The 24,534-nt window shown below is 46.7% G+C and carries 24 protein-coding genes; 19 read left to right on the top strand and 5 right to left on the bottom strand.

Annotated features, from left to right (window positions below):
• Positions 1 to 22 precede the first annotated feature (22 nt).
• Positions 23 to 1,540, bottom strand: a complete 1,518-nt coding sequence (locus ACYRYG_RS00725; protein WP_293417099.1) for a DUF4301 family protein — start codon at positions 1,538 to 1,540, stop codon at positions 23 to 25.
• 110 nt (positions 1,541 to 1,650) lie between these two features.
• Between ACYRYG_RS00725 and ACYRYG_RS00720 the strand changes: the two genes are divergently transcribed.
• The 7 genes from ACYRYG_RS00720 to ACYRYG_RS00690 all read left to right on the top strand — a co-directional run bounded on the left by ACYRYG_RS00720 (position 1,651) and on the right by ACYRYG_RS00690 (position 10,285).
• On the top strand, positions 1,651 to 3,867 hold the full coding sequence (locus ACYRYG_RS00720; protein ID WP_293417101.1) for a RelA/SpoT family protein: 2,217 nt from the start codon (positions 1,651 to 1,653) through the stop codon (positions 3,865 to 3,867).
• 263 nt (positions 3,868 to 4,130) lie between these two features.
• Positions 4,131 to 5,696: an acyl-CoA carboxylase subunit beta gene (locus ACYRYG_RS00715; RefSeq protein ID WP_293417103.1), complete on the top strand. Its 1,566-nt coding sequence runs from the start codon at positions 4,131 to 4,133 to the stop codon at positions 5,694 to 5,696.
• A 33-nt stretch (positions 5,697 to 5,729) separates the two neighbouring features.
• Positions 5,730 to 5,888: a hypothetical protein gene (locus tag ACYRYG_RS00710; protein WP_294075744.1), complete on the top strand. Its 159-nt coding sequence runs from the start codon at positions 5,730 to 5,732 to the stop codon at positions 5,886 to 5,888.
• Between the two features lie 29 nt (positions 5,889 to 5,917).
• Positions 5,918 to 6,346 (top strand): acetyl-CoA carboxylase biotin carboxyl carrier protein, encoded by a 429-nt coding sequence (locus ACYRYG_RS00705; protein ID WP_293417105.1) that lies wholly within the window; start codon positions 5,918 to 5,920, stop codon positions 6,344 to 6,346.
• Between the two features lie 71 nt (positions 6,347 to 6,417).
• Positions 6,418 to 7,074: a 7-cyano-7-deazaguanine synthase QueC gene (gene queC, locus ACYRYG_RS00700; RefSeq protein WP_293417107.1), complete on the top strand. Its 657-nt coding sequence runs from the start codon at positions 6,418 to 6,420 to the stop codon at positions 7,072 to 7,074.
• A 168-nt stretch (positions 7,075 to 7,242) separates the two neighbouring features.
• Complete coding sequence (locus ACYRYG_RS00695) at positions 7,243 to 8,490, top strand: phosphoglycerate kinase (protein ID WP_293417110.1); 1,248 nt, start codon at positions 7,243 to 7,245, stop codon at positions 8,488 to 8,490.
• Between the two features lie 100 nt (positions 8,491 to 8,590).
• Positions 8,591 to 10,285: a putative transporter gene (locus ACYRYG_RS00690; protein ID WP_293417113.1), complete on the top strand. Its 1,695-nt coding sequence runs from the start codon at positions 8,591 to 8,593 to the stop codon at positions 10,283 to 10,285.
• 94 nt (positions 10,286 to 10,379) lie between these two features.
• Here ACYRYG_RS00690 and ACYRYG_RS00685 read toward each other — a convergent pair whose 3' ends face one another.
• The 4 genes from ACYRYG_RS00685 to rfbC are packed head-to-tail and all read right to left on the bottom strand — an operon-like array spanning position 10,380 to position 13,130.
• Entirely contained in the window at positions 10,380 to 11,039 is a 660-nt protein-coding gene (locus ACYRYG_RS00685) for a DUF4738 domain-containing protein (protein WP_460197315.1), read from the bottom strand.
• Positions 10,984 to 11,175 (bottom strand): hypothetical protein, encoded by a 192-nt coding sequence (locus ACYRYG_RS00680; RefSeq protein WP_460197313.1) that lies wholly within the window; start codon positions 11,173 to 11,175, stop codon positions 10,984 to 10,986. The genes ACYRYG_RS00685 and ACYRYG_RS00680 overlap by 56 nt, the downstream gene beginning before the upstream one ends.
• Positions 11,175 to 12,527, bottom strand: a complete 1,353-nt coding sequence (locus ACYRYG_RS00675) for a UDP-glucose dehydrogenase family protein (protein ID WP_293417119.1) — start codon at positions 12,525 to 12,527, stop codon at positions 11,175 to 11,177. The genes ACYRYG_RS00680 and ACYRYG_RS00675 overlap by 1 nt, the downstream gene beginning before the upstream one ends.
• Before the next feature lie 51 nt (positions 12,528 to 12,578).
• Positions 12,579 to 13,130, bottom strand: coding sequence for a dTDP-4-dehydrorhamnose 3,5-epimerase (gene rfbC, locus ACYRYG_RS00670; RefSeq protein ID WP_293426736.1), 552 nt, complete (start codon positions 13,128 to 13,130; stop codon positions 12,579 to 12,581).
• A 131-nt stretch (positions 13,131 to 13,261) separates the two neighbouring features.
• On the opposite strand from rfbC, the gene ACYRYG_RS00665 reads away from it, so the two are divergent.
• From ACYRYG_RS00665 to ACYRYG_RS00610, 12 genes are all read left to right on the top strand, one after another.
• The gene (locus ACYRYG_RS00665; protein ID WP_293417125.1) at positions 13,262 to 14,365 is read left to right on the top strand and encodes an HU domain-containing protein; all 1,104 of its coding nucleotides are present in this window, start codon (positions 13,262 to 13,264) and stop codon (positions 14,363 to 14,365) included.
• 3 nt (positions 14,366 to 14,368) lie between these two features.
• Entirely contained in the window at positions 14,369 to 14,917 is a 549-nt protein-coding gene (locus ACYRYG_RS00660) for an FHA domain-containing protein (protein ID WP_293417128.1), read from the top strand.
• Positions 14,918 to 15,114: 197 nt separating this feature from the next.
• Complete coding sequence (gene purU / locus ACYRYG_RS00655; protein ID WP_293417131.1) at positions 15,115 to 15,990, top strand: formyltetrahydrofolate deformylase; 876 nt, start codon at positions 15,115 to 15,117, stop codon at positions 15,988 to 15,990.
• Positions 15,991 to 16,062: 72 nt separating this feature from the next.
• Positions 16,063 to 16,689 carry an imidazole glycerol phosphate synthase subunit HisH gene (gene hisH, locus ACYRYG_RS00650; RefSeq protein ID WP_460197312.1) on the top strand — a complete coding sequence of 209 codons (627 nt, stop codon included), beginning with the start codon at positions 16,063 to 16,065 and terminating at the stop codon, positions 16,687 to 16,689.
• A gap of 40 nt (positions 16,690 to 16,729) precedes the next feature.
• Positions 16,730 to 17,458, top strand: a complete 729-nt coding sequence (hisA, locus tag ACYRYG_RS00645; RefSeq protein ID WP_293417137.1) for a 1-(5-phosphoribosyl)-5-[(5-phosphoribosylamino)methylideneamino]imidazole-4-carboxamide isomerase — start codon at positions 16,730 to 16,732, stop codon at positions 17,456 to 17,458.
• Entirely contained in the window at positions 17,448 to 18,230 is a 783-nt protein-coding gene (gene hisF / locus ACYRYG_RS00640) for an imidazole glycerol phosphate synthase subunit HisF (protein ID WP_293417150.1), read from the top strand. Before hisA ends, hisF begins: the two co-directional genes overlap by 11 nt.
• An 18-nt stretch (positions 18,231 to 18,248) precedes the next feature.
• A complete protein-coding gene (gene hisIE / locus ACYRYG_RS00635) occupies positions 18,249 to 18,908 on the top strand; it encodes a bifunctional phosphoribosyl-AMP cyclohydrolase/phosphoribosyl-ATP diphosphatase HisIE (RefSeq protein ID WP_293417163.1) in 660 nt (219 codons plus the stop codon).
• A 52-nt stretch (positions 18,909 to 18,960) separates the two neighbouring features.
• A complete protein-coding gene (locus tag ACYRYG_RS00630; RefSeq protein WP_293417166.1) occupies positions 18,961 to 19,668 on the top strand; it encodes a cell division ATP-binding protein FtsE in 708 nt (235 codons plus the stop codon).
• 131 nt (positions 19,669 to 19,799) lie between these two features.
• Positions 19,800 to 21,125 carry an aspartate kinase gene (locus ACYRYG_RS00625; RefSeq protein WP_460197311.1) on the top strand — a complete coding sequence of 442 codons (1,326 nt, stop codon included), beginning with the start codon at positions 19,800 to 19,802 and terminating at the stop codon, positions 21,123 to 21,125.
• Positions 21,125 to 22,282, top strand: coding sequence for a diaminopimelate decarboxylase (lysA, locus tag ACYRYG_RS00620; protein WP_293417172.1), 1,158 nt, complete (start codon positions 21,125 to 21,127; stop codon positions 22,280 to 22,282). Before ACYRYG_RS00625 ends, lysA begins: the two co-directional genes overlap by 1 nt.
• Before the next feature lie 43 nt (positions 22,283 to 22,325).
• A complete protein-coding gene (locus tag ACYRYG_RS00615) occupies positions 22,326 to 23,507 on the top strand; it encodes a glycosyltransferase family protein (protein WP_293426733.1) in 1,182 nt (393 codons plus the stop codon).
• A gap of 128 nt (positions 23,508 to 23,635) precedes the next feature.
• Entirely contained in the window at positions 23,636 to 24,463 is an 828-nt protein-coding gene (locus ACYRYG_RS00610; RefSeq protein WP_293417178.1) for a glycosyltransferase family protein, read from the top strand.
• Positions 24,464 to 24,534 lie beyond the last annotated feature (71 nt).

Below are 24,534 nucleotides of genomic sequence, written 5' to 3'. Positions count from 1 at the left end.
TACCTGAAAGAAGAGCACACCCCTACTGGTGTTGCTCTTTAAGAAGGTCATTGACATTTTTCACCGGATTGAAGGTGATCAGAGGAACCTCGACAAAAACCGTATTCCAGTCACTCATGGCTCCATTCCATAGTCCGGGGAGTTCCAACGCCTTCAAGTCATGGCCATTCTTACTCTTATCACTTACAAAACCGGTAGACGGATCCACATAGTCCGGCAAATGGAATGATTTTCCATTCTTATCTTTCGTTGCACAGACCAGATCCACCGGATTAAAATGGGTCCCCTGCCGGAACATCTGGACGGCAGCCGGATCATCCGGGTTGATCTGGGAGGATTCAAGAATCTGGAGGCTGACGGTACCATCCGGATTATAGGCCAGGAAAGGTCCGCCGCCAGGTTCCCCCACATTTTTCACTACCCCGCAGACACGGATAGGCCGGTTCAGTTTCTGCTTCAGGTAAATGACAAGTTCAGCATCTTCCAGTTCCTTGATATCCGGTTTACGGCAGCACAGGTCACGCTGGAGAAAACGGATGATCTCTTCAAGTTGGTTATGGTTGTATTCACCCTTGTCCAACAGACGCAAATAAGCAAATATCCTTTCCTGCAAAGTCACCAGGACACCAGCCAATACGCCCTTCCATTTGACGGTCTCCCCCTTCAAACGGTCCGGAACGACATTATCAATATTTTTAATGAAGATGACATCTGCCTGAATATCGTTCAGATTTTCAATCAAGGCACCATGGCCGCCGGGGCGGAACAGCAAAGATCCGTCATCGTTCCGGAAGGGAGTGCCGTCAGGATTGGCTGCGATGGTATCTGTCGACGGTTTCTGTTCGGAAAAGGTAATGTCATACTTCACCTGGTATTTCTTGGTATACTTATCAACTTTTTCAGCAACCTTCTCTTCGAAGAGAGGCAGATGATCATGGCTGACCGTGAAATGGACATGAGCTTCACCGTTAGAGCTTGCATACAGGGCAGCTTCTACAAGATGCTCCTCCATCGGCGTACGTGGTCCGTCTGCATACTTATGGAAAAGGAGCAGTCCCTTAGGCAACTCCCCGTAATCAAGTCCTTCCGGTTTCAGCAGATTGGATGCAATTGCCTTGTACTTGCCATCTTTGATCAACAGGTCTATTCCTTTCCCCTCGTTCTTCACGCATCGCGCATCCAGAACATCGAAAAAGGCAAAATCATGTATCCCTGCAAAAAATGTCTTCTCAAAATCAGTAGTCGGAACATCATAGTCAGCATTGAGAAATGCAAAAACATTTTTAAACATCCTGCTGGCCGCACCAGATGCCGGAACGAACTTGACGATCCGATGGCCTCTTTGCTTATAGTCTTCCCATGCCTTGGAATAAGTTTCTACCTCTTCCTGGCTCGGTGCCAGTATCCCCTTTCCTACTGCCGCAGCGGAATCCAAACGGAGGAAAGGGAAACCGTTCTTGATATCATCCAACTGATGATTGACTTGTTCTACACTGATACCCTTTGCAGATATCTGTTTTAAGTCTTCAATATCTAACATGATGTTAACTTTTGTGGTTAGTTAGGACAAATATAGATACTTTTTCTGAAAAACGGAAATTTCTCAATAAAAAACATTATCTTTGCGATAGAATTTAGCTCAAACTGCGCATGGACAACGAGGAAAGATTCAGTTTTACTCCAGAAGAGAAAAAGGAAGCCATTGATATCATTAATCATCTCGAGGCATCCATCGGGAATTTCATGAAGCCTGATGACCTGGAGAAATTGCGTCAATATATCAAGAAAGGGATCGAAAACAATCAGTTCCAGCGAGATGTTTTCGGCCTGAATCCTATCCTGCACGCTTTACAGACCGCACAGATCGCCGTTGACGAGATCGGCCTGAAAAGGGATGGCGTCCTTGCCATCATCCTTTATCAAGGAGTGATCAACGGCTATTATACGCTCCAGCAGATGAGCGAGCAATATGGCGACGGCACAGCACATATCATCCGTGGTCTCGCCCGGATCCATGATCTTTATAAAAGGAACCCCGTGATCGAAAGTGATAATTTCCGCAACCTTCTGATTTCTTTTTCCGAAGATATGCGGGTCATCCTGATCATGATCGCAGACCGGGTGAACGTGATGCGGCAGATCCGCGACACCAAGGCCGTGGAAGCCCGCAGGGAAGTCAGCGAGGAGGCCAGTTATCTCTATGCCCCCCTCGCCCATAAACTGGGACTCTACCGGTTGAAGATGGAACTGGAAGACCTGAGCCTTAAATACCTCAATCATGATGCCTACTACATGATCAAGGACAAGCTCAACGCCACGAAGAAATCCAGGGATGCCTATATCGACCGCTTTATACGACCGGTTAAAGAAAGACTGGAAGCTGCCGGACTTCAATTCCGGATCAAGGGCCGTACCAAGAGCATCCATTCCATCTGGCAGAAGATGCAGAAACAGAAATGTGGGTTTGAAGGTATTTATGACCTGTTTGCCATCCGGATCATCCTTGACTCCCCGCGCAATCAGGAGAAAATGCAATGCTGGCAAGTCTATTCCATCGTCACCGATATGTACCAGCCTAACCCAAAGCGTCTGAGAGACTGGTTGAGCGTACCCAAGTCCAACGGCTATGAAAGTCTCCATATCACCGTACTCGGCCCAGAGAAGAAATGGGTGGAAGTCCAGATCAGGACGGAACGGATGGACGAGATCGCCGAGCATGGGTTGGCTGCACACTGGCGCTACAAGGGCATCAAGAGCGAGGGAGCCATCGATGAATGGCTGGCCAATATCCGCTCTGCCCTGGAGAATAACGACAATCTCCAGCTCATGGACCAGTTCAGGATGGACCTCAATGAAGATGAAGTCTATGTCTTCACTCCTAAAGGTGATCTGCTGAAACTCCCCAAGGGTTCCACGGTCCTGGATTTAGCCTATCGCATCCATTCCAATATCGGCAATCATTGCGTGGGAGCCAGGATCAACGGTAAGGTGGTCAATTTCCGTGAAGCCTTGCATTCGGGTGACCAGGTGGAAGTGCTGACACAGAGCAACCAGAAGCCCAAACAGGACTGGCTGAGTTATGTGAACACGAGTAAGGCCAAGTCCAAGATCAGATTAGCCCTGAAGGAAACGCAGGTCAAAGACGGTCTCTATGCAAAAGAACTCCTGGAGCGCCGGTTCAAGAACCGCAAGGTAGCCATAGATGAAAGTACGGTAGGCCACCTGATCAAGAAATTAGGATATAAGGAAATCAGTGACTTTTACAAAGATGTCTCAGATGGTCGTCTGGACCCTAATGATATTATTGAGAAATATCAGGAAGTAAGGGACCATGATCTCAATGTCAACAACCAGAAAGAGGCCCGCAGTGCTCAGGAATTCGAATTCGAAGATCCTAACCATGAGGCCTTGATGAATGAAGAGGATGTCCTGACGATTGACCAGGACCTGAAAGGCATTGATTACAAACTGGCCAAATGCTGCCACCCCATCTATGGTGATCCTATCTTCGGCTTCGTCACGGTAAACGGGGGGATCACCATTCACCGTATGGACTGCCCCAATGCACCGGAGCTCAGGAAGCGTTTCGGCTATCGTATCGTAAAGGCTAAATGGGCCGGAAAGGGGACCCATCAATATACGATAACCCTCCGGATTATCGGCAATGACGATCTGGGGATCGTCAGCAATATTGCTAATTTGATTTCAAAAGAAGACAAACTGACCATGAGATCCATCAACATAGACAGTCATGACGGTTTGTTTTCCGGCAATATCGAAGTCTTGATCGGCGATGCCTCAAAAACAAATTCCCTGATCAGGAAGTTGAGGACGATCAAGGGAGTCCGCCAGGTTATCCGACTGTAACAGAAAATCAACAAACAAGAGATCGGCAGCAGAGTCTATTTTTGCACACTTCAATTGATCTGTGCAAAAAGGATTCTTTTATTCTGTAAAAAACGACCTGAAGGCATGCTGATCAGTAAGATTTTCAAATCCTATCCTCAGAATTTCAAGAATTATTATTATCTTTGCACGGTCTTTAATGAAAAGAAACCATTAGTGTTGGCAGTGTATATACACCCAGCCAGGATGGTAGAAATAATATTGAAAACAATAGAATCCTTATTATGAGCAAACAAGTAGAAAAGATTAAAGAGTTGATCGCCAAGCGCGAGCAGGCTCGTCTTGGAGGGGGCCAGAAAGCCATTGACAAGCAACACGCAAGAGGAAAATACACCGCCCGGGAGCGTATTGACCTGCTGGTCGACGAAGGCAGTTTCGAAGAATATGATATGTTCAAGCTCCATCGCTGTCATCAATTTGGGATGGAAAAGAAACAGATCTATGGTGACGGTGTCGTAGCCGGCTCTGCAACCATTGACGGTCGTCTGGTATACCTCTATGCTCAAGACTTTACAGTTCACGGAGGTTCCCTCTCTGAGACCATGTCACAGAAAATATGCAAGATCATGGATATGGCCATGAAGATGGGTGCTCCCGTCATCGGTATCAATGATTCAGGTGGTGCCCGCATCCAGGAAGGGATCGCCGCATTAGCCGGCTACGGAGAGATCTTTGAGCGTAACATCCTTGCCAGCGGGGTTATCCCCCAGATCAGTGCAATCATGGGCCCTTGCGCCGGTGGTGCCGTATATTCTCCTGCCCTGACCGATTTTATTATCATGACTGAAGGGACATCCTATATGTTCCTTACCGGACCTAAGGTGGTCAAGACGGTTACGGGAGAAGATATTGATGCAGAACACCTGGGAGGCGCCAGTGTACATGCTTCCAAGAGTGGTGTCACCCACTTTACGGCAAAGACCGAAGAGGAATGCATGGAACTGATCAAGACCTTGCTCTCCTATATTCCTTCCAATAATACGGAAGAAGCGCCAAGCACAGACTGTGATGATCCTATTGACCGGAAAGCGGATGCTCTGAATGAAATCATTCCTGAAGATCCGAACCAGGCATACGACATGTACAAAGTCATCGCAGCCATCACCGATGAAGGGGAGTTCTTCGAGGTACAACCTAAATTTGCAAAGAATATCATCACCGGTTTCGCCCGTTTCAACGGACAGAGTGTAGGTATTGTAGCCAACCAGCCCGCAGCCTATGCAGGAGTCCTGGATGTCAATGCCAGCCGCAAGGGTGCACGGTTTGTCCGTTTCTGTGACGCTTTCAATATTCCCATCGTATCACTCGTCGATGTACCCGGATTCCTGCCGGGGACAGGCCAGGAATACAATGCCGTTATCCTGCATGGCGCACAACTCCTTTATGCCTACGGAGAAGCTACCGTACCCAAGATTACGGTAACCTTACGTAAAGCTTACGGCGGAAGTCATATCGTGATGGGATGCAAACAGTTGCGTGCCGATCTGAACTTTGCCTGGCCTTCGGCAGAAATTGCCGTAATGGGAGCAAGTGGTGCCGTGGCTGTCCTCTGTGGAAAAGAGGCAAAAGCCAAGAAGGCAGCCGGGGAAGATGTAAAATCATTCCTTGCGGAGAAAGAACAGGAATATACGGACACCTTCGCTAATCCTTACCAGGCAGCCCAGTTCGGATATATCGATGATGTCATAGAGCCGCGCAACACACGTTTCCGCATCTGCCGCGGACTGGCCCAGTTGGCAACGAAGCGTCAGAGTCTCCCGGCCAAGAAGCATGGATGCATGCCGATGTAATCCTTATCTGAAATTTATTTTAAAGAACAAATGATGGATCAGAATATATATGCAGCAATTGCGATGGCTCTGTATGAATTTGAGGGCAATAATGTCCACGACAAAGAGCCGGGCATCATTACCATCAAGAAGCGCCATACCCTCTGGAACGCGAGAATTCAGGGTATGACTCCAAAGCCTTCAGCAAGATAAAGTTTTAAACTTCAAATTTCTATTACGAAATGAAAGAATTCAAATATACTATCGATGGGAAAGCATATAAGGTTACCATCGGAGAAATTGATGAAAACAATGTGGCTGATGTCACGGTGAACGGAGATTCTTTTAAGGTACAGATGGAAAAGCCGGCCGAGCCTGAAAAGAAGAAAGTTGTTCTGGGACAACCGGCAGCCACGGAAGCAGGGGCAGAACCTGTCTCCTCAGCACCAGTAGACAGCAACAAGGCGGTAAAGGCTCCCCTGCCGGGAACGATCACCGGCATTCAGGTAGCCGTAGGCCAACAGGTAAAGGCTGGAGATACACTCGTCGTGCTGGAAGCCATGAAGATGGCGAACAACATCGAGGCAGAAAAGGACGGTAAAGTAACGACGATCTGCGTGAAAGTCGGTCAGACGGTGCGGGAGGAGGATCCTCTCGTAGTCATAGAATAAGAGTACTGATCATCATGATCAGAGACAAGGGCAGCTCCATTCGTGGGTCTGCCCTTTTAAAAATAAAGAGGATGAAAGATGCAGTCATTATCGTGAGCGGAGGCATGGACTCCATCACATTATTATACGATAAAAAAGATGAAATTGCTTTAGGAGTAAGTTTCGACTATGGCAGCAATCACAATGCCCGTGAGATACCTTTCGCCGAGTTGCATTGCAAACGTCTGAACATTCCGCATATTACCATTAACCTCGATTTTATCCACCGGTATTTCAGAAGTTCACTCCTGGAGGGAGACCAGGCCATACCAGAAGGCAATTATGACGCCGAAAACATGAAGTCCACCGTTGTACCCTTCCGCAATGGGATCATGCTTTCTATCGCCACCGGCATTGCGGAAAGCAACGGACTCAAACGGGTCATGATCGCCAATCACAGCGGTGATCACACTATTTATCCTGACTGCCGGCCCGAATTTATCAAAGCCATCGACCAGGCAACTGTCGCCGGTACCTTTGCCCATATCAGAGTCGCAGCTCCTTATACGGATATTTCCAAGGCCGACATTGCCCGTATCGGCAAACGACTGGGCATCAATTACGCAGAAACCTGGAGTTGCTATAAAGGCGGTAAGAAACAATGCGGGAAATGCGGCACATGCAGAGAGCGTAAAGAAGCGCTGAAAGAAGCCGGAATAGAAGATCCGACAGAATATGAGGACTCCTGAGCGAAAAATTGTCAAGCAGAGTTGGCATTCCGGTCAGATAGTCACCAGATTCAGGAAATCAATAGCAAAAAATATTAAAAACTTCCATTTCCAACCCGTTTCTGTGTTCTTTTTATTAACTTTGTATGCTAATAGTGCAATAATCAACCCTTAAATAATAACGTTAAAATGAAAATCGAAGATTTCAATTTTGCCGGTCACAAGGCAATCGTACGTGTTGACTTCAATGTCCCTTTGGATGCAGACGGTCATGTTACAGATGATACCCGTATCCGCGGAGCCCTGCCTACGTTGAAGAAAATTCTCAATGACGGAGGCGCTCTGATCATGATGAGTCACATGGGCAAGCCCAAAGGTAAAGTAAAACCGGAGTTGAGTTTGAAACAGATCGTAAAGAATGTTTCCGAAGCCCTCAGCGTAGAGGTGAAGTTTGCCCCGGATTGTGCTCATGCCGGCAAGGAAGCAGCTGCCCTGAAGGGTGGCGAGGCCCTGTTACTGGAAAATCTGCGTTTCTATCCTGAAGAGGAAGGTAAACCAGTAGGCATTGACAAGAATGATCCCAAATATGATGCTGCAAAGGCTGATATGAAGAAGCGTCAGGTAGAATTTGCCAAGATACTCGCCTCCTATGCAGATGTCTATGTGATGGATGCCTTCGGGACAGCTCACCGCAAGCATGCCTCCACAGCCGTCATAGACCAGTTCTATGACAAGAATCATAAGATGCTCGGCTATCTGATGGAGAAAGAAGTCAAGGCCGTGGACAGCATCCTGAATCACATCAATCGTCCCTTTACCGCCATCATGGGTGGCTCTAAGGTATCCACAAAGATCGGGATCATCGAAAACCTGCTCACGAAAGTGGACAACCTGATTCTCTGTGGAGGAATGACCTATACCTTTGCGAAGGCACAAGGTGGAAAGATCGGCAATTCTATCTGCGAGAATGACAAACTAGACATTGCCCTGGATGTCATCAAGAAAGCTAAAGAGAACCATGTGAATCTGGTGCTGGGAACCGATTCGGTCATCGCTGACAAATTTGCCAATGATGCGAACACCAAGATCACCGCTTCAGGTGCTATTCCCGATGGATGGGAAGGTCTGGATGCCGGCCCTGAAAGCCGCAAGGCATTTGCCAAGGCCATTGAAGGCAGCAAGACGATCCTGTGGAATGGTCCTGCCGGAGTGTTTGAATTTGATAATTTTACCGGTGGCTCCAAAGCTATCGCTGAGGCTATCGCCAAGGCTACCAAGGCAGGAGCTTTCTCCCTCATCGGAGGCGGTGATTCCGTAGCCTGCATTCACAAATTCGGCCTGGCAGACCAGGTGTCTTATATCTCCACCGGTGGCGGTGCCCTCCTGGAGGCCATTGAAGGTAAGACCCTGCCGGCTATCGCAGCGATCAACGAATAATTAATTATCATCAGTCATCTAATAACAAACACATCAAAGAGATGAATACGGGACACAAGGTGCTTCTTGCAAATCCGGTGTTCATCTCTTTTTTTATATTATGGATTGGTTTATCAGTTTATTCACTACACAAAACTCCGTCGCACATATAGCCCTGCTCTTCTCCATTGTCATCGCAACAGGGATCAGTCTGGGAAAAATCAAGATCGGCGGAATCTCATTAGGGGTCACCTTTGTGCTCTTTACAGGTATCATCGCCGGCCATATCGGTTTTACCGCACCGACGGATATTCTGGACTTTGTAAGAGATTTCGGTCTGATTTTATTTGTATTCTGCATCGGTCTGCAGGTTGGCCCGGGATTTTTCGAGAGTTTCAAAAAGGGAGGGATCACCTTGAACATTCTCTCCAGCATGATGATTCTTTTGAACATCTTAGTGATGTTCGCATGCTATTACCTGTTTTTTAACACAAAAGATCCGAAGAACCTCCCTATGATGGTAGGCACTCTGTTCGGCGCCGTAACCAATACGCCTGCCCTGGGAGCTGCCAAAGAAGCCTTGCAGAGCGTGTTTCCGAACGGAAACAACTTTGATATTGCAAACAGTTACGCCTGTGCCTATCCTCTTGGAGTGCTGGGCATGATCGGGGCTACCATTGCCATCAAATATATCTGCCGCATTAATCTGAAGGAGGAAGACGAAAAACTAAATGCAAGCGAAAAGGAAAATCCGGAATCAAAACCGCATCCGATGTACCTGAAGGTCCAGAATGCTTACATAGCCGGAAAAAGCCTGCATGAAATCTCTCAGTTCTTAAAACGCGACATCGTCTGCACCAGTATCATGCATGAGGGCACACTGGAGGCACCTAAGCGTGATACCGTTTTCCAGTCAGGTGATGAAATCCATATTGTCTGTGCAGAAGCCGACGTAAATGCCGTCAAGGCCTTTATCGGTCCGGAAATCCAGCCAGAATGGCATGAAGAGGAGCAAAAACAGCCGATGATCTCCAGACGTATTATCGTGACCAATCCAGCCATGAACGGTAAAGAACTAGGCAAGATGCACTTCTCAAGTGTCTATGGCGTCAATGTCACACGCATCACACGCCAGGGAATAGACCTGTTTGCATCCCGTGATTACCGTTTTCTGGTAGGTGACCGGGTGATGGTCGTCGGACATGAAGATAATGTCAATCAGGTAACAGACATGATGGGCAACTCGGTAAAGCGCCTCGATGCGCCGAATATCGCTACCATTTTTATAGGAATCATCCTTGGTATCCTCTTGGGAAGCATTCCCGTAGCCATTCCGGGTATGCCAGCTCCCCTGAAACTCGGAATTGCAGGAGGCCCGCTGATCATAGCCATATTGATCGGCCGCTATGGGTATAAGTTCAAACTGGTAACCTATACGACCACGTCTGCCAATATGATGCTGCGGGAAATCGGACTGGTGCTGTTTCTGGCCAGTGTAGGTATCAAGGCCGGATCGGGCTTCTGGTATACAGTAGTACAGGGCAACGGACTGAAATATGTCTATACGGGGTTCCTGATCACCGTCATCCCTATCCTGGTCATCGGAGTGATCGCGCGATTAAAGTATCACTTTAACTATTATACCATAATGGGTATGATTGCTGGTACTTGTACGGATCCACCTGCTCTGGCATACGCCAGTTCAGTCTGTTCAAAGGAAACTCCTGCAGTGAGCTATTCTACCGTATATCCACTCAGCATGTTTTTAAGGATTCTCACTGCCGAAATCATTGTCTTGTTTTTCTGTGGAGCCTGATCCCCTTTTGCTTTTGGCAAAAGGCGGGACAGTACGCAAGGTATTAGGAATCAATCAGAGGAATGCACCGGATCCTGCCGTGTATTCCTCTTTTTTATTGAATCTCCAGACGCATCTGGCCTCTAAAAGAAATGATAATATTCACCTCATAGCTGCTATCACTATCCGGAGAAGCGATGACCGCCGTATAAGTGACCCCTTCCTGGTCAATTTTTTGAAAGACAATATCACTCAGGATTCCCTGACGGAGGAAAGGTCCAGGAATCTGCCGCTTGAAATCCTGCTTATGGAAATCACGGGAAAAGACTTTCGTCGCCCCCTGATAAAGAGAGACATAGACAATATTGTCATAATAGACATTGTCTACCTCTACGCCATCATCGTTGTAGGTAGGCTTGATCACCTTATAAGTGGTCGGGTTGACCTGTATATAACTATGATAGCGCTGGTTATGGTACATCAGGACCGTGTCACGCTTGACAAGTTTGTTCTGGTTCAGTGCCACCACCCGTTTCTGCTGGAAGTTATCAATATCAGAAGGATCCTCACTCTTGATTAATTTCACCAGATCCCCATTCTGGTTTTTAAATTGGAAAACATGTGGAGACTGTCTGACGATCGGATATTTCACGGTCTCACTTCCCTCAAGATAGAAAGTGTCCTTAATGATCTTGAAATATGCCGGTTGACTCGTTGAATCAGGATAGTAGATCGTGTCCCCCTTTAGCCCGGAAGGCGACATCCTCTTCATCATCTTCGTCCACCCATATTCCTTGAAGCATTTTCTTTGCCTGAAGGTCTTCCTGTGGAACAGTTCCATTTACATTTCTGTGTCTGCAACCTGTCAGGACCAGAACACAAGCTAAGATAATATAAACTGTTTTTCGCATTACTTTCCTATACAATGATATTCGAAACCCATCTGATGGAGGTCATCGGCATCATAAATATTCCTTCCATCCAGAACCAATCTATGTCGCATGCTGCGGGCCACCGCATCCCATCTGGGCAAACGGAATTCTTTCCATTCCGTAAGCAGGAGAAGGGCATCAGCCCCCCGCACAGCATCATACATATCCTTACAATATTGAATACGGGACAAAGGAAGTTTTGAGTTTTCCTTCTCCGCCTTCCGTTTCATCCTCCTCTTGCATTCCTCCATCGCTACGGGATCAAAAACGCTTAAAAAGCATCCCGCCTTCAAAAGAAGATCAATGAGAACGAGGGCCGTTGATTCCCGCATATCATCCGTTTCAGGTTTGAAACTCAACCCCCAGAGAGCAATCGTCTTTCCTTCAAGAGACTGGCCGTGGTAAGCCTCCGTGAGTTTTTCAAACAACAGTCTCTTCTGCGAAGCATTCACCCCCTCAACGGCTTTCAACACATTCATACTGTAACCGTTGTCTTCCGCCGTCTTGATCAAAGCCTTGACATCCTTAGGGAAGCAACTGCCCCCATAGCCGCAGCCCGCATAGAGAAATTTCCGTCCTATGCGTGTATCACTTCCTATCCCTGCACGGACCATGTTGACATCCGCTCCTACCCGTTCACAAAGATTCGCAATATCATTCATGAAGGAAATACGGGTAGCCAGCATCGAATTAGCTGCATATTTGGTCATTTCAGCCGACGGAATATTCATGAAAATAATCCGGAAATGATTCATCATGAAGGGTTTATAGAGCTTGGTCAGGAGTTTCCTGGCCTTCTCACTTTCTACTCCGATCACCACGCGGTCCGGACTCATGAAATCCTTTACCGCACTACCCTCCTTCAAGAACTCAGGATTACTGGCCACATCAAAGTCCACATCCACTCCCCTCCGGTCCAGTTCGGCCTGGATGGTCTGCCGGACCTTTCCGGCCGTACCAACAGGAACGGTGCTCTTCGTGACAATGACCATATAATGGTTAAGATTTTCTCCGATGGTCTTAGCCACCTGAAGGACATATTTCAAGTCAGCGCTGCCATCTTCGTCAGGCGGCGTGCCCACAGCAGAGAACACGATTTGCTGGTCATTGAGAATATCCGGCAAAGAAGTCGTAAACTTCATCCTTCCCGCCTTGACGTTTTTCACCACCAATTCATCCAGTCCGGGTTCGTAAATAGGAATGTCACCCTTCTGAAGGCGTTCTATTTTAGCGGCATTGGTATCAACGCACGTCACATTGGCTCCGGTATCAGCAAAACAGGTTCCAGATACCAGGCCAACATACCCTGTTCCTATAATGGCTATATTCACGATCCTAATCTATTATGAAAGTAAAAGTCTGATTGGCCACCGATACACCAACTATTCAAACAGTTCTGCATTTTTCAGCGAACACGCAGCCAGATCCTTTTCAGACGTCAACACCTTCTCCGGGTCAATGGGCCACTGAATACCTACCTCGGGATCATTCCAGCAGATGCTGGCTTCACTCTGAGGAGCATAGATATTATCCACTTTATAAGTAAACACCGCTTCATCGCTCAACACGAGAAAACCATGAGCAAATCCCCGGGGGATGAAAAACTGGCGCTTGTTGTCTCCGCTCAGTTCCACCATCACATGCTTGCCAAAAGTAGGACTGCTCTTCCGAATATCCACGGCAACATCCAGCACCCTGCCCTTGATCACCCGCACTAACTTAGCCTGGGAATACTTTCCCTTCTGATAGTGGAGACCACGGAGGACACCGTAACTGGATTTCGATTCGTTGTCCTGGATGAATTCCACATGACGGCCGATATGCTGGTCAAAGTCAGCCTGTTTCCATACCTCAAAGAAATAACCTCTGTCGTCCTTGAAGACTTTCGGATCCAGAATCCAGACGCCTTTAATCTCCGTTTCTTTGTATTCCATAATTTTAGCAAAACTATTTATTCATGCAAAGATAGCATTTTCTAATGACCTGAAGAAAACAATCTTCTTTTTTTTGACTAAATGTCCATTTTAATTTGCACGATTCATGAAAAAGAGTTAATTTTGCAATCGTGATTGAACTGCAAAAACATATAGAAATTCTGCTCCTCAACAATGATTGTGTGATCGTTCCCGGTTTTGGAGGATTTGTTGCACACCATGTAGACGCAAGATATGACGAGAGTGATGATACCTTTCTCCCTCCGTTACGGACGATTGGATTCAATCCTCAACTCACGCTCAACGATTCTTTCTTGGCTCAGTCCTATGTAGACGCATACGATATAAGTTATCCGGAAGCCCTCACCCGCATAGAGAATGAAGTATGTGAGCTCAAGCAAGACCTGGCCGACAACGGAAAATATGAGTTGAACAACATCGGTACCCTCTCTTTGAACGAGGACGGTAACTATACTTTTGAGCCTTGCGAAGCAGGACTGCTGACCCCTAATCTGTACGGATTAGGCGGATTTGAAATGAAGCCGCTGCCAGTGGCAAAGCAGGAAAGCACATTCCAGGAAATTGGGATCCCGCAAGAAGGGCATGTCGTCCCCATTCGTCCGGCGGAACCTGAAAAAGCTGATCCCGTGGGGAAAGCCGAGGCGTCCACAGATCATCCCCTTCAGCATAAGCCACAGACCATCAGTATCAAGGTCAGCCTCTTGCGTAATGTGGCCGCAGCGTGTATTGCAATCGTCCTGTTTCTCCTGAACTCCACCCCACTCGGATCAAGCCAGGATACCCATACCCTGAAAAGCAATATGGATGCCGGGTTCCTGACGAGAATCATGCCTGGAGAAGTAACCAGAGGAGCGACTCTGAATCTTACCAAAAAGGACATCATTCAGCCTCGGAATAAGACTCCTGAAAAGTCACAAAACCGTATTCAGGGGAAAAAGACCATTCCATTACCCTATTACAGCATCGTGCTCGCCAGCAAAGTTACCGTGAGCAATGCGAAAGACTATGTGAGACGACTTCACAAGAAGGGATACAGTAAAGCAAGAGTCTATTTCCATAAAGGATTGAGCAACAAGGTAATATACGGGAGATATTCTGACGAGCAGGAAGCTCGCCATGCCTTGAACAGGATGAAAAGTTTAAAGGCTTTTTCTGATGGCTGGATATTGAAGACAAGAGATGAAGTTTCGGAAACGGCTGACAATGGAGAATAGGAAATGAAGCGAGTACGATGCCCTAGATGCGGGCAGTTCATCATTTTCGATGAAAAGAAATATCAAGACGGTGAGAAATTAATATTTGCCTGTCCACATTGTGGAAAACAATTCGGCATCCGTCTGGGAATATCCAGAATTCACCACGGGCAGGATCCTCTCTCCGGCAAGGATGCCCGGAAAGAAAATTACGGTTCCCTGATCGTGATCGAAAATGTCTTCCATTATAAACAGGTGATCCCGTTACAGAAAGGGGACAACGTCATTGGACGCTATATGAAAGGAAATCCCATCAACTGTCCCATTGAGACTTCGGATCCCAGTATTGATATGACCCATTGCATCCTGAACGTGACGGAGGACAAGAAAGGAAAATTAAAATACACCTTAAGGGATGGTCCCAGCAATACCGGCACCTTCGTAGATAATGAAATCCTTGGTGAACGGGAACGGCGGGTCCTGACAGATGAAAGTCTTTTCACCATCGGTGCGACTTCTATTATCCTGCTTACTGCTGACCATGACCTTAAAGAAAAAGGATGCTCGAAATGAATATATAACGGATAAAGGATTCATTTTCCATACTATCAGCCCCGCGGCTAAACCTCTATTCCCTCAGACCCTAAAAATATAGCTTTCATTCTTTTAAAAATCAAATTTTTTTTCTTTAGATAAGAAAGTTTTTAGTAACTTTGCTTCTTGAACATAAAGAATTCCGTACCCATTTGGCGGTTCCAAAAAAATAAAAAATGAACAAGATCTCAAAGCCCACAGCTATCTTATTGCTCCATTGCCCTGATACACAAGGCATCATCTCAGAGGTAACAAAATTTATCACAGATAATCAAGGAAATATCGTTCATCTTGATCAGTATGTAGATTACGGAGATGGAATGTTCTTTATGCGTCTGGAATGGGATCTGGCCCACTTCCTCATCCCACGGGAAAAGCTTCACGACTATTTTGACACGCTCTATGCCCAGAGATACCAGATGGAATTCCATCTGTATTTCAGTGACGAAAAGCCACGGATGGCCATTTTCGTCAGCAGGATGAGTCATTGCCTATATGACCTGCTGGCCCGCTACAAAGCAGGAGAATGGAAAGTGGACATCCCCTGTATTGTCAGTAATCATGAAGATTTGCGTTATGTGGCAGAGCAGTTTCAGATTCCCTACTACGTCTGGTCCATCAAGAAAGACCATTCCAATAAGGATGAAGTAGAAAAAGCCGAGATGGAATTGCTGAAGAAAGAAAGGGTATCCTTTATCGTCCTGGCCCGCTATATGCAGATCATTTCCGATGAAATGATCAAGTCATATCCTAACCGGATCATCAATATCCATCACTCCTTCCTCCCGGCTTTTGTCGGTGCACGCCCCTACTATCAGGCATGGGAACGAGGAGTGAAAATCATCGGGGCCACCAGTCACTATGTAACGGCAGAACTGGATGCAGGACCGATTATCGAACAGGATGTAGTAAGGGTCTCCCATAAGGACACTCCTGAGAGCATGGCCCTCAAGGGCAAAGACCTGGAAAAAATTGTCCTGAGCAGGGCAGTAACCAAGCAGATCGAGCATAAGATCCTCACCTATCATAATAAGACCATTATCTTCAGCTGACCCCGCAGACATGTCATCGGCAGAAAGGAACATATTTAAGGGGAACGAAACACGAATCATTGAATAATTATAATGGAAGTAGCTATCGTAAAATATAATGCAGGAAACATCTATTCCATCGTTCACGCCATCAAACGCCTTGGGATAGAACCCACACTCACGGATGACCCGGAACTCCTGCAAAGGGCCGACCGTGTACTCTTTCCGGGACAGGGTAATGCACGTGAGGCCATGGACTATCTGAAAGCGCATCAACTGGATCAGGTTATCGCGGACTTAAAGCAACCCGTCCTGGGCATTTGCGTAGGGATGCAGCTCCTGTGCACGCATTCCGAAGAAGGCAATACGGATTGTATCGGAATCTTTGATACCGTCGTGAAACGCTTTCAACCCAAACGGCATGAAGACAAGGTCCCGGCCATGGGATGGAATGAACTCAGCATGAAAGCGGACCAGTCAGAAGAGGGTATCCTGCCCTCCCCTTTACTGGCAGGGATCGGCACACATCCATACGTGTATTTTGTCCACAGTTTTTATGTCCCGGAATGTCCATGGACGATCGCCACGACGGACTATATCCAGACTTACAGTGCTTCCCTGCACAAAAAGAATTTCTTCGCCTGCCAGTTTCATCCGGAAAAGAGTGGTCCCACAGGAGAACAGATCCTTAGAAATTTTCTGAATATTCCGAATAAATGATCATCCCAGTTTCCAGACCGGTAGTTAGAATAAACAACTTATGAATATAGAATTGATTCCTGCCATTGATCTTATTCATGGCCAATGTGTACGGCTTACCCAGGGCGATTATCAGCAGAAAAAAGTCTATGCCGAGCACCCGGAAGAAATTGCAAGGCAGTTTGAGAAAACCGGTTTCAGACGACTCCACATCGTAGATCTTGACGGTGCCAAATCGCAGCATATCGTCAATGAAGAGACCTTGTCCGCCATTACGTCGGCAACTCATTTGAAAGTAGACTTCGGCGGAGGCATAAAGACGGACGAGGACATAGAAAAAGCCTTCCGTCAGGGTGCTTCTATGGTGACCATAGGAAGTATAGCCGTGACCCATCCGGAACAATTCTTCAAATGGCTCGGTAAATATGGTGCCGACCGCCTCATTCTGGGTGCAGATGTCAGAAAAGGGAAAATCTCCATTCATGGATGGAAAGAAGATTCAGGAGAAGACCTGCTTCCTTTTCTCAAAAAATTTGTAGATCACGGCGTCAAGAATGTCCTTTGCACAGCTATCTCCAGAGACGGCATGCTCCAGGGACCGGACGTGTCCCTCTATCAGAAGATCATGGCAGAGTTTCCCCAACTGCACCTGATTGCCAGTGGCGGCGTGTCCGGAAAGAAGGACATTGAGGCCCTGGCCGGCGCACATATCCCGGCAGTAGTGTTCGGAAAATCCATTTATGAAGGCCGCATAGACCTGAAACAAATCATCAGAGAATATGAACAATAGAGGATTAGCAAAACGGATTATACCCTGTCTGGACGTTAAGAATGGAGAGACCGTAAAAGGGACGAATTTCGTGAATCTACGGCATGCCGGTGACCCGGTGGAACTGGCAAAAATCTATAGTGCAGCCGGTGCCGATGAATTGGTCTTCCTCGATATTACAGCCAGTGTTGAAGGTCGCAAGACCTTTACAAATATGGTTTCACGGGTAGCTGCCGAAATCAATATCCCCTTTACCGTAGGGGGAGGAATCACCGAATTAGCTGACGTAGACCGTCTCCTCCAGGCAGGAGCAGATAAGATCAGCATCAATAGTGCAGCCATCCGCAATCCAGGGCTGATCAATGAAATTGCCCGTCATTATGGGGCTCAGGTTTGCGTCTGTGCCATCGATGCCAGGCAGGATCCGGATGGGTGGCATTGCTATGTGAAAGGCGGACGCCAGCGAGTGGAACTCGGACTGTATGACTGGGCCAGGGAAGCTGCGGACCGTGGTGCCGGAGAAATCCTTTTCACCAGCATGGACAATGACGGGGTTCAAAACGGATTTGCCAACGAAGCTCTTGCCCGTCTGGCTGAAGAAGTGAGCATACCGGTCATTGCCAGTGGAGGCGCAGGAACTATGGAAGATTTCCGGGATGCCTTCACCAAGGGCAAGGCAGATGCAGCCTTGGCAGCCAGTGTGTTTCACTTTGGACAGATCAGGATCCCTGACCTGAAGAAGTATCTATGGAAAGAAGGAATCAATGTGAGGTATTCTCCAGAGTTCAAATAAGATCAAAAAACAATAAATATGGAAATCGATTTTGAAAAAATGAACGGACTTGTTCCCGCTATCATACAGGATGCAAAGACCAGAAATGTGCTGATGCTTGGCTATATGAACAAGGAAGCGTATGAGAAAACCCTTCAGCTCCATAAGGTTACTTTCTGGAGCCGCTCTCGTCAGTGTTTGTGGACTAAGGGGGAGACCTCCGGAAATTTCCTTGATCTGGTCAGCATCAAGAAAGACTGTGACAGTGATACCTTACTGGTCAGGGTCCATCCAGAAGGACCGGTCTGTCATAAGGGTACAGATACCTGCTGGGCTGAAGAGAACAACTATAACCCTATCGAGTTTCTCTCTGAACTACAGGACTTTATCGAAAAGCGTCACAAGGAAATGCCTGAAGGCAGTTACACGACCGCCCTCTTCAAGAAAGGGACAAACCGAATTGCCCAGAAATTCGGAGAAGAGTCACTGGAAACAGTTATTGAGGCAACATCTGCCAAGGATACGGATCATTTAGTATATGAAGCTGCGGATACGGTCTATCATCTGATCGTACTGCTCACAGACAAGGGACTTCGCATCGAGGATGTGGCAGCAGAACTGCTCAAGCGTCACAATCCGGACTGGGATAAGGACCGGCGGCTGGCCAAGGCAATGGGAACTTATCATCGGAAAGCGTAACCAACATAAAAGTATCTGACAAAGGGATACAATCATAAATATACGGATTATCATGTTAATTGACTATCAGAATGTAAATATCTACCAAGAAGATAACCTGATTCTTTCTCAAGTCAACTTCCATGTGGATGAGGGAGAATTTGTCTATATCATCGGTAAAGTAGGATCCGGAAAAAGTTCTCTTTTAAAGACCCTCTATTGCGAACTGGATCTTCACCCCGACGAGGCTGATAAAGCAGAGGTGCTGGGGCGAGACCTGAAAGTCCTCAAGCGAAAGGAAATTCCGGCCTTGCGAAAGGAGATGGGAATTATCTTTCAGGACTTTCAGTTACTTCACGATCGTTCCGTGAAAAAGAATTTCCAGTTTGTCCTTAAGGCTACAGGGTGGAAAGACAAAAAGAAAATTAATGACAGGATTGATGAAGTCCTCACCGAAGTGGAGATGATGGATAAAAAGGATCGTATGCCCCATGAACTTTCCGGAGGTGAACAGCAGCGTGTAGCCATTGCCCGTGCTATTCTCAACCAACCGAAGATGATCATCGCAGATGAGCCCACAGGGAACCTGGATCCGGAAACGGCTTCAAATATCGTCAGACTGCTCAAGAATGTCACCGCTAGCGGTACTGCCGTAGTAATGAGCACACATAATATTCCTATGCTGGATCAATATCCAGGTATCGTGTATTGCTGCCAGGAGGGTAAGTTCAATGAAGTGACGAAGGAGTATAATCACCTGAGCATCAAAAACGAAGAATAGATTTATAAACTCTCCTATCCATAAGTTTTATTTCTGCTCTGACGGTCATTTCCAAGAATCGTCAGGAGACTTAAAATATCATATTTTCCGGTTTACACGAACAACAGAGTCATATACCAAAATAGAACAAAATGAAGGTAATGAAATTCGGAGGCACTTCTGTCGGAACACCTGACCGCATGAAGTCCGTAGCCTCTTTAATCACAGAATCAGGCGATCCTACTTTCGTTGTTTTGTCTGCGATGAGCGGCACCACGAATTCGCTAATAGAAATCAGTGATTATCTGTATAAAAAAAATCCTGATGGAGCAAATGATGTCATCAATCATCTTGAGAAAAAATACATTGACCACACGCAGGCTCTCTACTCAACCAAAGAGATGAGACAGGCAACCGGAACCTTCCTGAAAGGAAGATTTGATTACTTACGGTCCTTTACGAAGGATCTGTTCACCAGTTTTGAAGCAAAAAACATCGTTGCCCAGGGTGAAATCATGAGCACGAACATGATGGTGAATTACCTGCAGGAAATCGGGATCAAGGCTGTTTTACTGAATGCCCTCGATTTCATGCGCATGGACAAGAACGCAGAACCGGACCCGCAGTATATCCGGGAAAAACTCCATGAGTTGATGGAGAAAAACGAAGGTTATCAGATCTATGTTACCCAAGGATTCATCTGCAGGAATGCCTACGGAGAAGTTGACAACCTCCAGAGGGGCGGCAGTGACTATACCGCTTCTCTTATCGGAGCAGCCCTGCCGGCTGATGAAATCCAGATCTGGACAGATATTGATGGCATGCACAACAATGACCCCCGTATCGTAGAGAAAACAGATGCTGTCAGCCAACTCAATTTTGAGGAAGCTGCCGAACTGGCCTATTTCGGGGCAAAGATCTTACATCCGACCTGTGTCCAACCCGCCAAGTATGCAGGCATTCCCGTCCGGCTGAAAAACACCATGGATTCAAAAGCCCCCGGTACGATCATTGATAATGTTCTTGTACGAGGAAAGATCAAGGCTGTCGCAGCCAAAGATAATATTACGGCCATCAAGATCAAGTCCAGCCGGATGCTGCTGGCTACCGGTTTTATGAGGAAAGTCTTTGAGATCTTCGAAAGTTTTCAGACTCCGATAGATATGATCACCACCTCGGAAGTGGGAGTTTCCATGAGCATTGACAACCCTACGCATCTCGAAGAAATCGTTGCTGAACTGAAGAAATATGGGACCGTTACGGTAGATGAAGATATGTGTATTATCTGTGTCGTCGGCGACCTGGACTGGAGTAATCTGGGATTTGAGACCCTTGCCACAGACGCCATGAAAGATATACCTGTCAGGATGATCTCATACGGTGGCAGTAATTACAACATCTCTTTCCTTATCAGGGAGAGCGACAAGAAAAAAGCCCTCCAGAGTTTAAGTGATACCCTATTTAACAAGAAGAAATAATGAAAGGAAAATTTCCAATAGATAAATTTACAAAGGTTGATACACCTTTTTATTATTACGATACCGATCTTCTGAAAAAGACCCTTTCTGCCATTAAGACAGAAGAAGCAAAGCATAAAGGTTTTACGGAACACTACGCCGTCAAGGCAAACGCAAACCCGAAGATACTGAAAATAATCTGCCAGGCCGGACTGGGAGCCGATTGTGTCAGTGGTGGAGAAATCAAGAGGTGCATTGAAACCGGATTCCTTCCTTCCAAGATCGTATTTGCCGGAGTGGGAAAAAGCGACCGGGAAATCAATTTCGCTCTGGACAAGGACATTTTTTCTTTTAATGTCGAGAGCATTCCGGAGCTGGAAGTCATCAACGCTCTGGCCGCACAAAAGGGCAAGATCGCCCGGATTGCCTTCCGCATCAATCCTGATATAGATGCCCATACCCATGCAAACATTACTACAGGACTGGCGGAAAACAAATTCGGCATTGCCATGCGGGATATGATCCCTGCCATAGAGGAAGCCCTGAAGATGAAAAATGTCCATTTCATCGGCCTTCATTTTCATATCGGTTCCCAGATTCTTGACATGGGAAACTTCAAGGCTTTATGCCACCGGATCAACGATCTCCAGGATCAGCTGGAAGACCGTCATATTCCAATACAGAACATTAACGTCGGCGGGGGACTCGGCGTAGACTATGTCCATCCGAACCAGGTCCCCGTTCCCAACTTCAAAGCCTATTTCGACACCTATGCCCAATATCTGAAACTCCGTCCGGGGCAAACCCTGCATTTTGAATTAGGACGGGCTGTGGTAGCTCAGATGGGATCACTCATTACCAGAATACTCTATGTCAAACAGGGCGTAGCGAAGCAATTTGCTATCGTTGACGCAGGCATGACCGACCTCATACGCCCGGCTCTCTATGATGCTTATCACAGAATAGAGAATCTAAGCAGTGACCTGCCGGAACAACCTTATGATGTCGTCGGTCCGATTTGTGAATCCAGTGATGTCTTCGCCAAGTCTATCCAGTTGAATAGATGCCACAGAGGGGATCTCATTGCGATCAGAAGTGCTGGGGCTTACGGAGAAGTGATGGCCAGCCAATATAACTGCCGCCCACTGCCCAAGAGCTATATGAAAGAAGATTTCTAAGATATTCTTCTTCACAAACAAAAATATTGCTATCTTTGCACCAATGTTTGAGATAGATGAAATTACGATAATCACCGGAATTATTCTTCTGGTGTTGACTTTTGCCACTTCGTTGGTAAATCCTTACCTGTTCAGGGTAAGGATTCCGGGACGTCCAGTGAGAGGAAAGGATGATGCTGGTCATGAAATACCGGACAAGAACAGTGATCAGCCTGTCAGTATTGTCATCACAACTCATGATGAAAAGGCTGCGCTGGAACGTAACTTACCTCTATTCCTCTATCAGGACTATGATTCAGACTTTCAGGTGATTGTGGTTGCAGAATCACATGAAAGTGATACGGAAGATGTCCTGAAAAAACTGAAGCAACAGTTTGGGGACCGTCTTTACTATACGATGATCCCGGACAGCAGCCGTTATATGAGCCGCAAAAAACTCCAGATCACCTTAGGAGTCAAAGCTGCCAAATATGAATGGATCCTGCTCACCACTCCCACCTGTCACCCGAACTCCAGTTCGTGGCTAAAAAGTGCTTCCCAATACCGGACAAGTTTCAGCAATTTAGTCATGGGTATCACTACCTTTGACCATCAGGCATCAGCTTATCAGCGGTTCGAGCACATCTTTACGGCCCTGCCCATCCTCTATGCAGCAAAGCATGGCACCCCTTATCGTACAAATATGCCTTATCTTTGTTTCCGTAAAAGCGAGTTTCTTGAAAAGGAAGGTTTCCGGGATAATCTGGAACTGATCCGGGGAGAATTTGATTTTATGGTCAACAACTATGCGAAGGGGGAATGTACATTGACTACACTCGATCCCGAAAGCTGGCTGATTGAAGAAGCCCCCACGGAGAAAACATGGTGCGATCTGCATCTGTGCTACTGTGCTACCAAAAGGAAACTCAGGCACTCTGCAGGCCCAAGACTAAAGTCGGCCTGCAGTCAGTTGCTCTTTCATGTCAGTTTGCTGGCCGACATCGCTTCAATGGTCTGGAGTGGGATCACCTGTCACTGGATTTTATTCGGAGTGGGGAGCATCGCCTTCATCATTAGTCTCATGACCCGATGGATCACCGGGCAATCCGCCGTCCACCCTTTTGACGATACGATTCCGACCATCCTGCTGCCCTTCTATGAGCTGAGTCTCGTCTGGAGGTCACTATACTATAAACTCCGCTATCTGAATAGTGACAAGTATGATTTTACCAGTCATAAACTATAAGAATCAGTCGCGGGATCAATGATCCTGTATGCGGAATGCAGCAGTAAAGACCTCCGCATTATTTGTTATTCAAAGTAAAATTCTATCATCATTCTTGTTTATTCCGATAGAATGTTGTATATTTAGGAATGAATATGAAGATCTATCTGTATATCAATAAGTCTATATCAAAGATTGACATCTGGCGAGACTATATGTCAGCTGTCAGCAGATGTGACCACACAGACCAGTTGTCAGAAGCAGACCTTCTTCATCTGTTAGGGGCATGGGATTATCGGGCATCCCGATTAGCCGGAAAGGCTAGAAAGATGGGTATACCCTATATCTTTTCACCTCTGGGCGGGATCACCCCATGGAACATGCGGCACCCCGCACACAAACGTTTTTTCCAGCGGTTGAATTACCAGAAAAGCATGATAAAATATGCTGATGCCGTATTGGTAACCACCCCACTCGAAATGCAATATCTGAAAAAATTAAAATGGAACTTCCAACTTTACAGGATTCCTAACCCGGTACTCACCCATCTTCTTTCTGAAGAAGAGATGCGGTCAAAAATGGAAGAAGTCTATGCCAGGGTGTTATCCCGTCACGAAAAATTCAAAGCAGAGCAGATCCGCCGGCTGACCGGGAATGACAGTCCGGAGCACCTTATCCTCAGACAACTGCTTCAGATTCAGTCAAGGATGCCACATCAGAATATCCCTCAGGAATACTTTGATGCTCTGCAGAGCCTTCTTCACGATACGGATTATGATGATGACTTGCTGACAGAACAGATCAAGAAGTTGAAGATGGAGAAATTCTCCCGTCGCGTTTTCCAAGTCATGACTTCACGTACAGGCCTCACCGAAGGCTTCATGCCGGAGGAGTCACTGGAGGACCGAAAGACAAAAACCATGTTGAAATATTGCAGGCCACAGGAAGAAAAAAAGAAAAAAGAGGACGAGTCCTAAAGGACCGCCTGCCGACAAACTCCGGGACGTCTGCAATATAGAGATCTGTTAGGAAAAAGATCAAATCAAAT

Source organism: Segatella asaccharophila (genome assembly GCF_054687055.1).
This window is presented reverse-complemented; position numbering and strand designations above follow the sequence as displayed.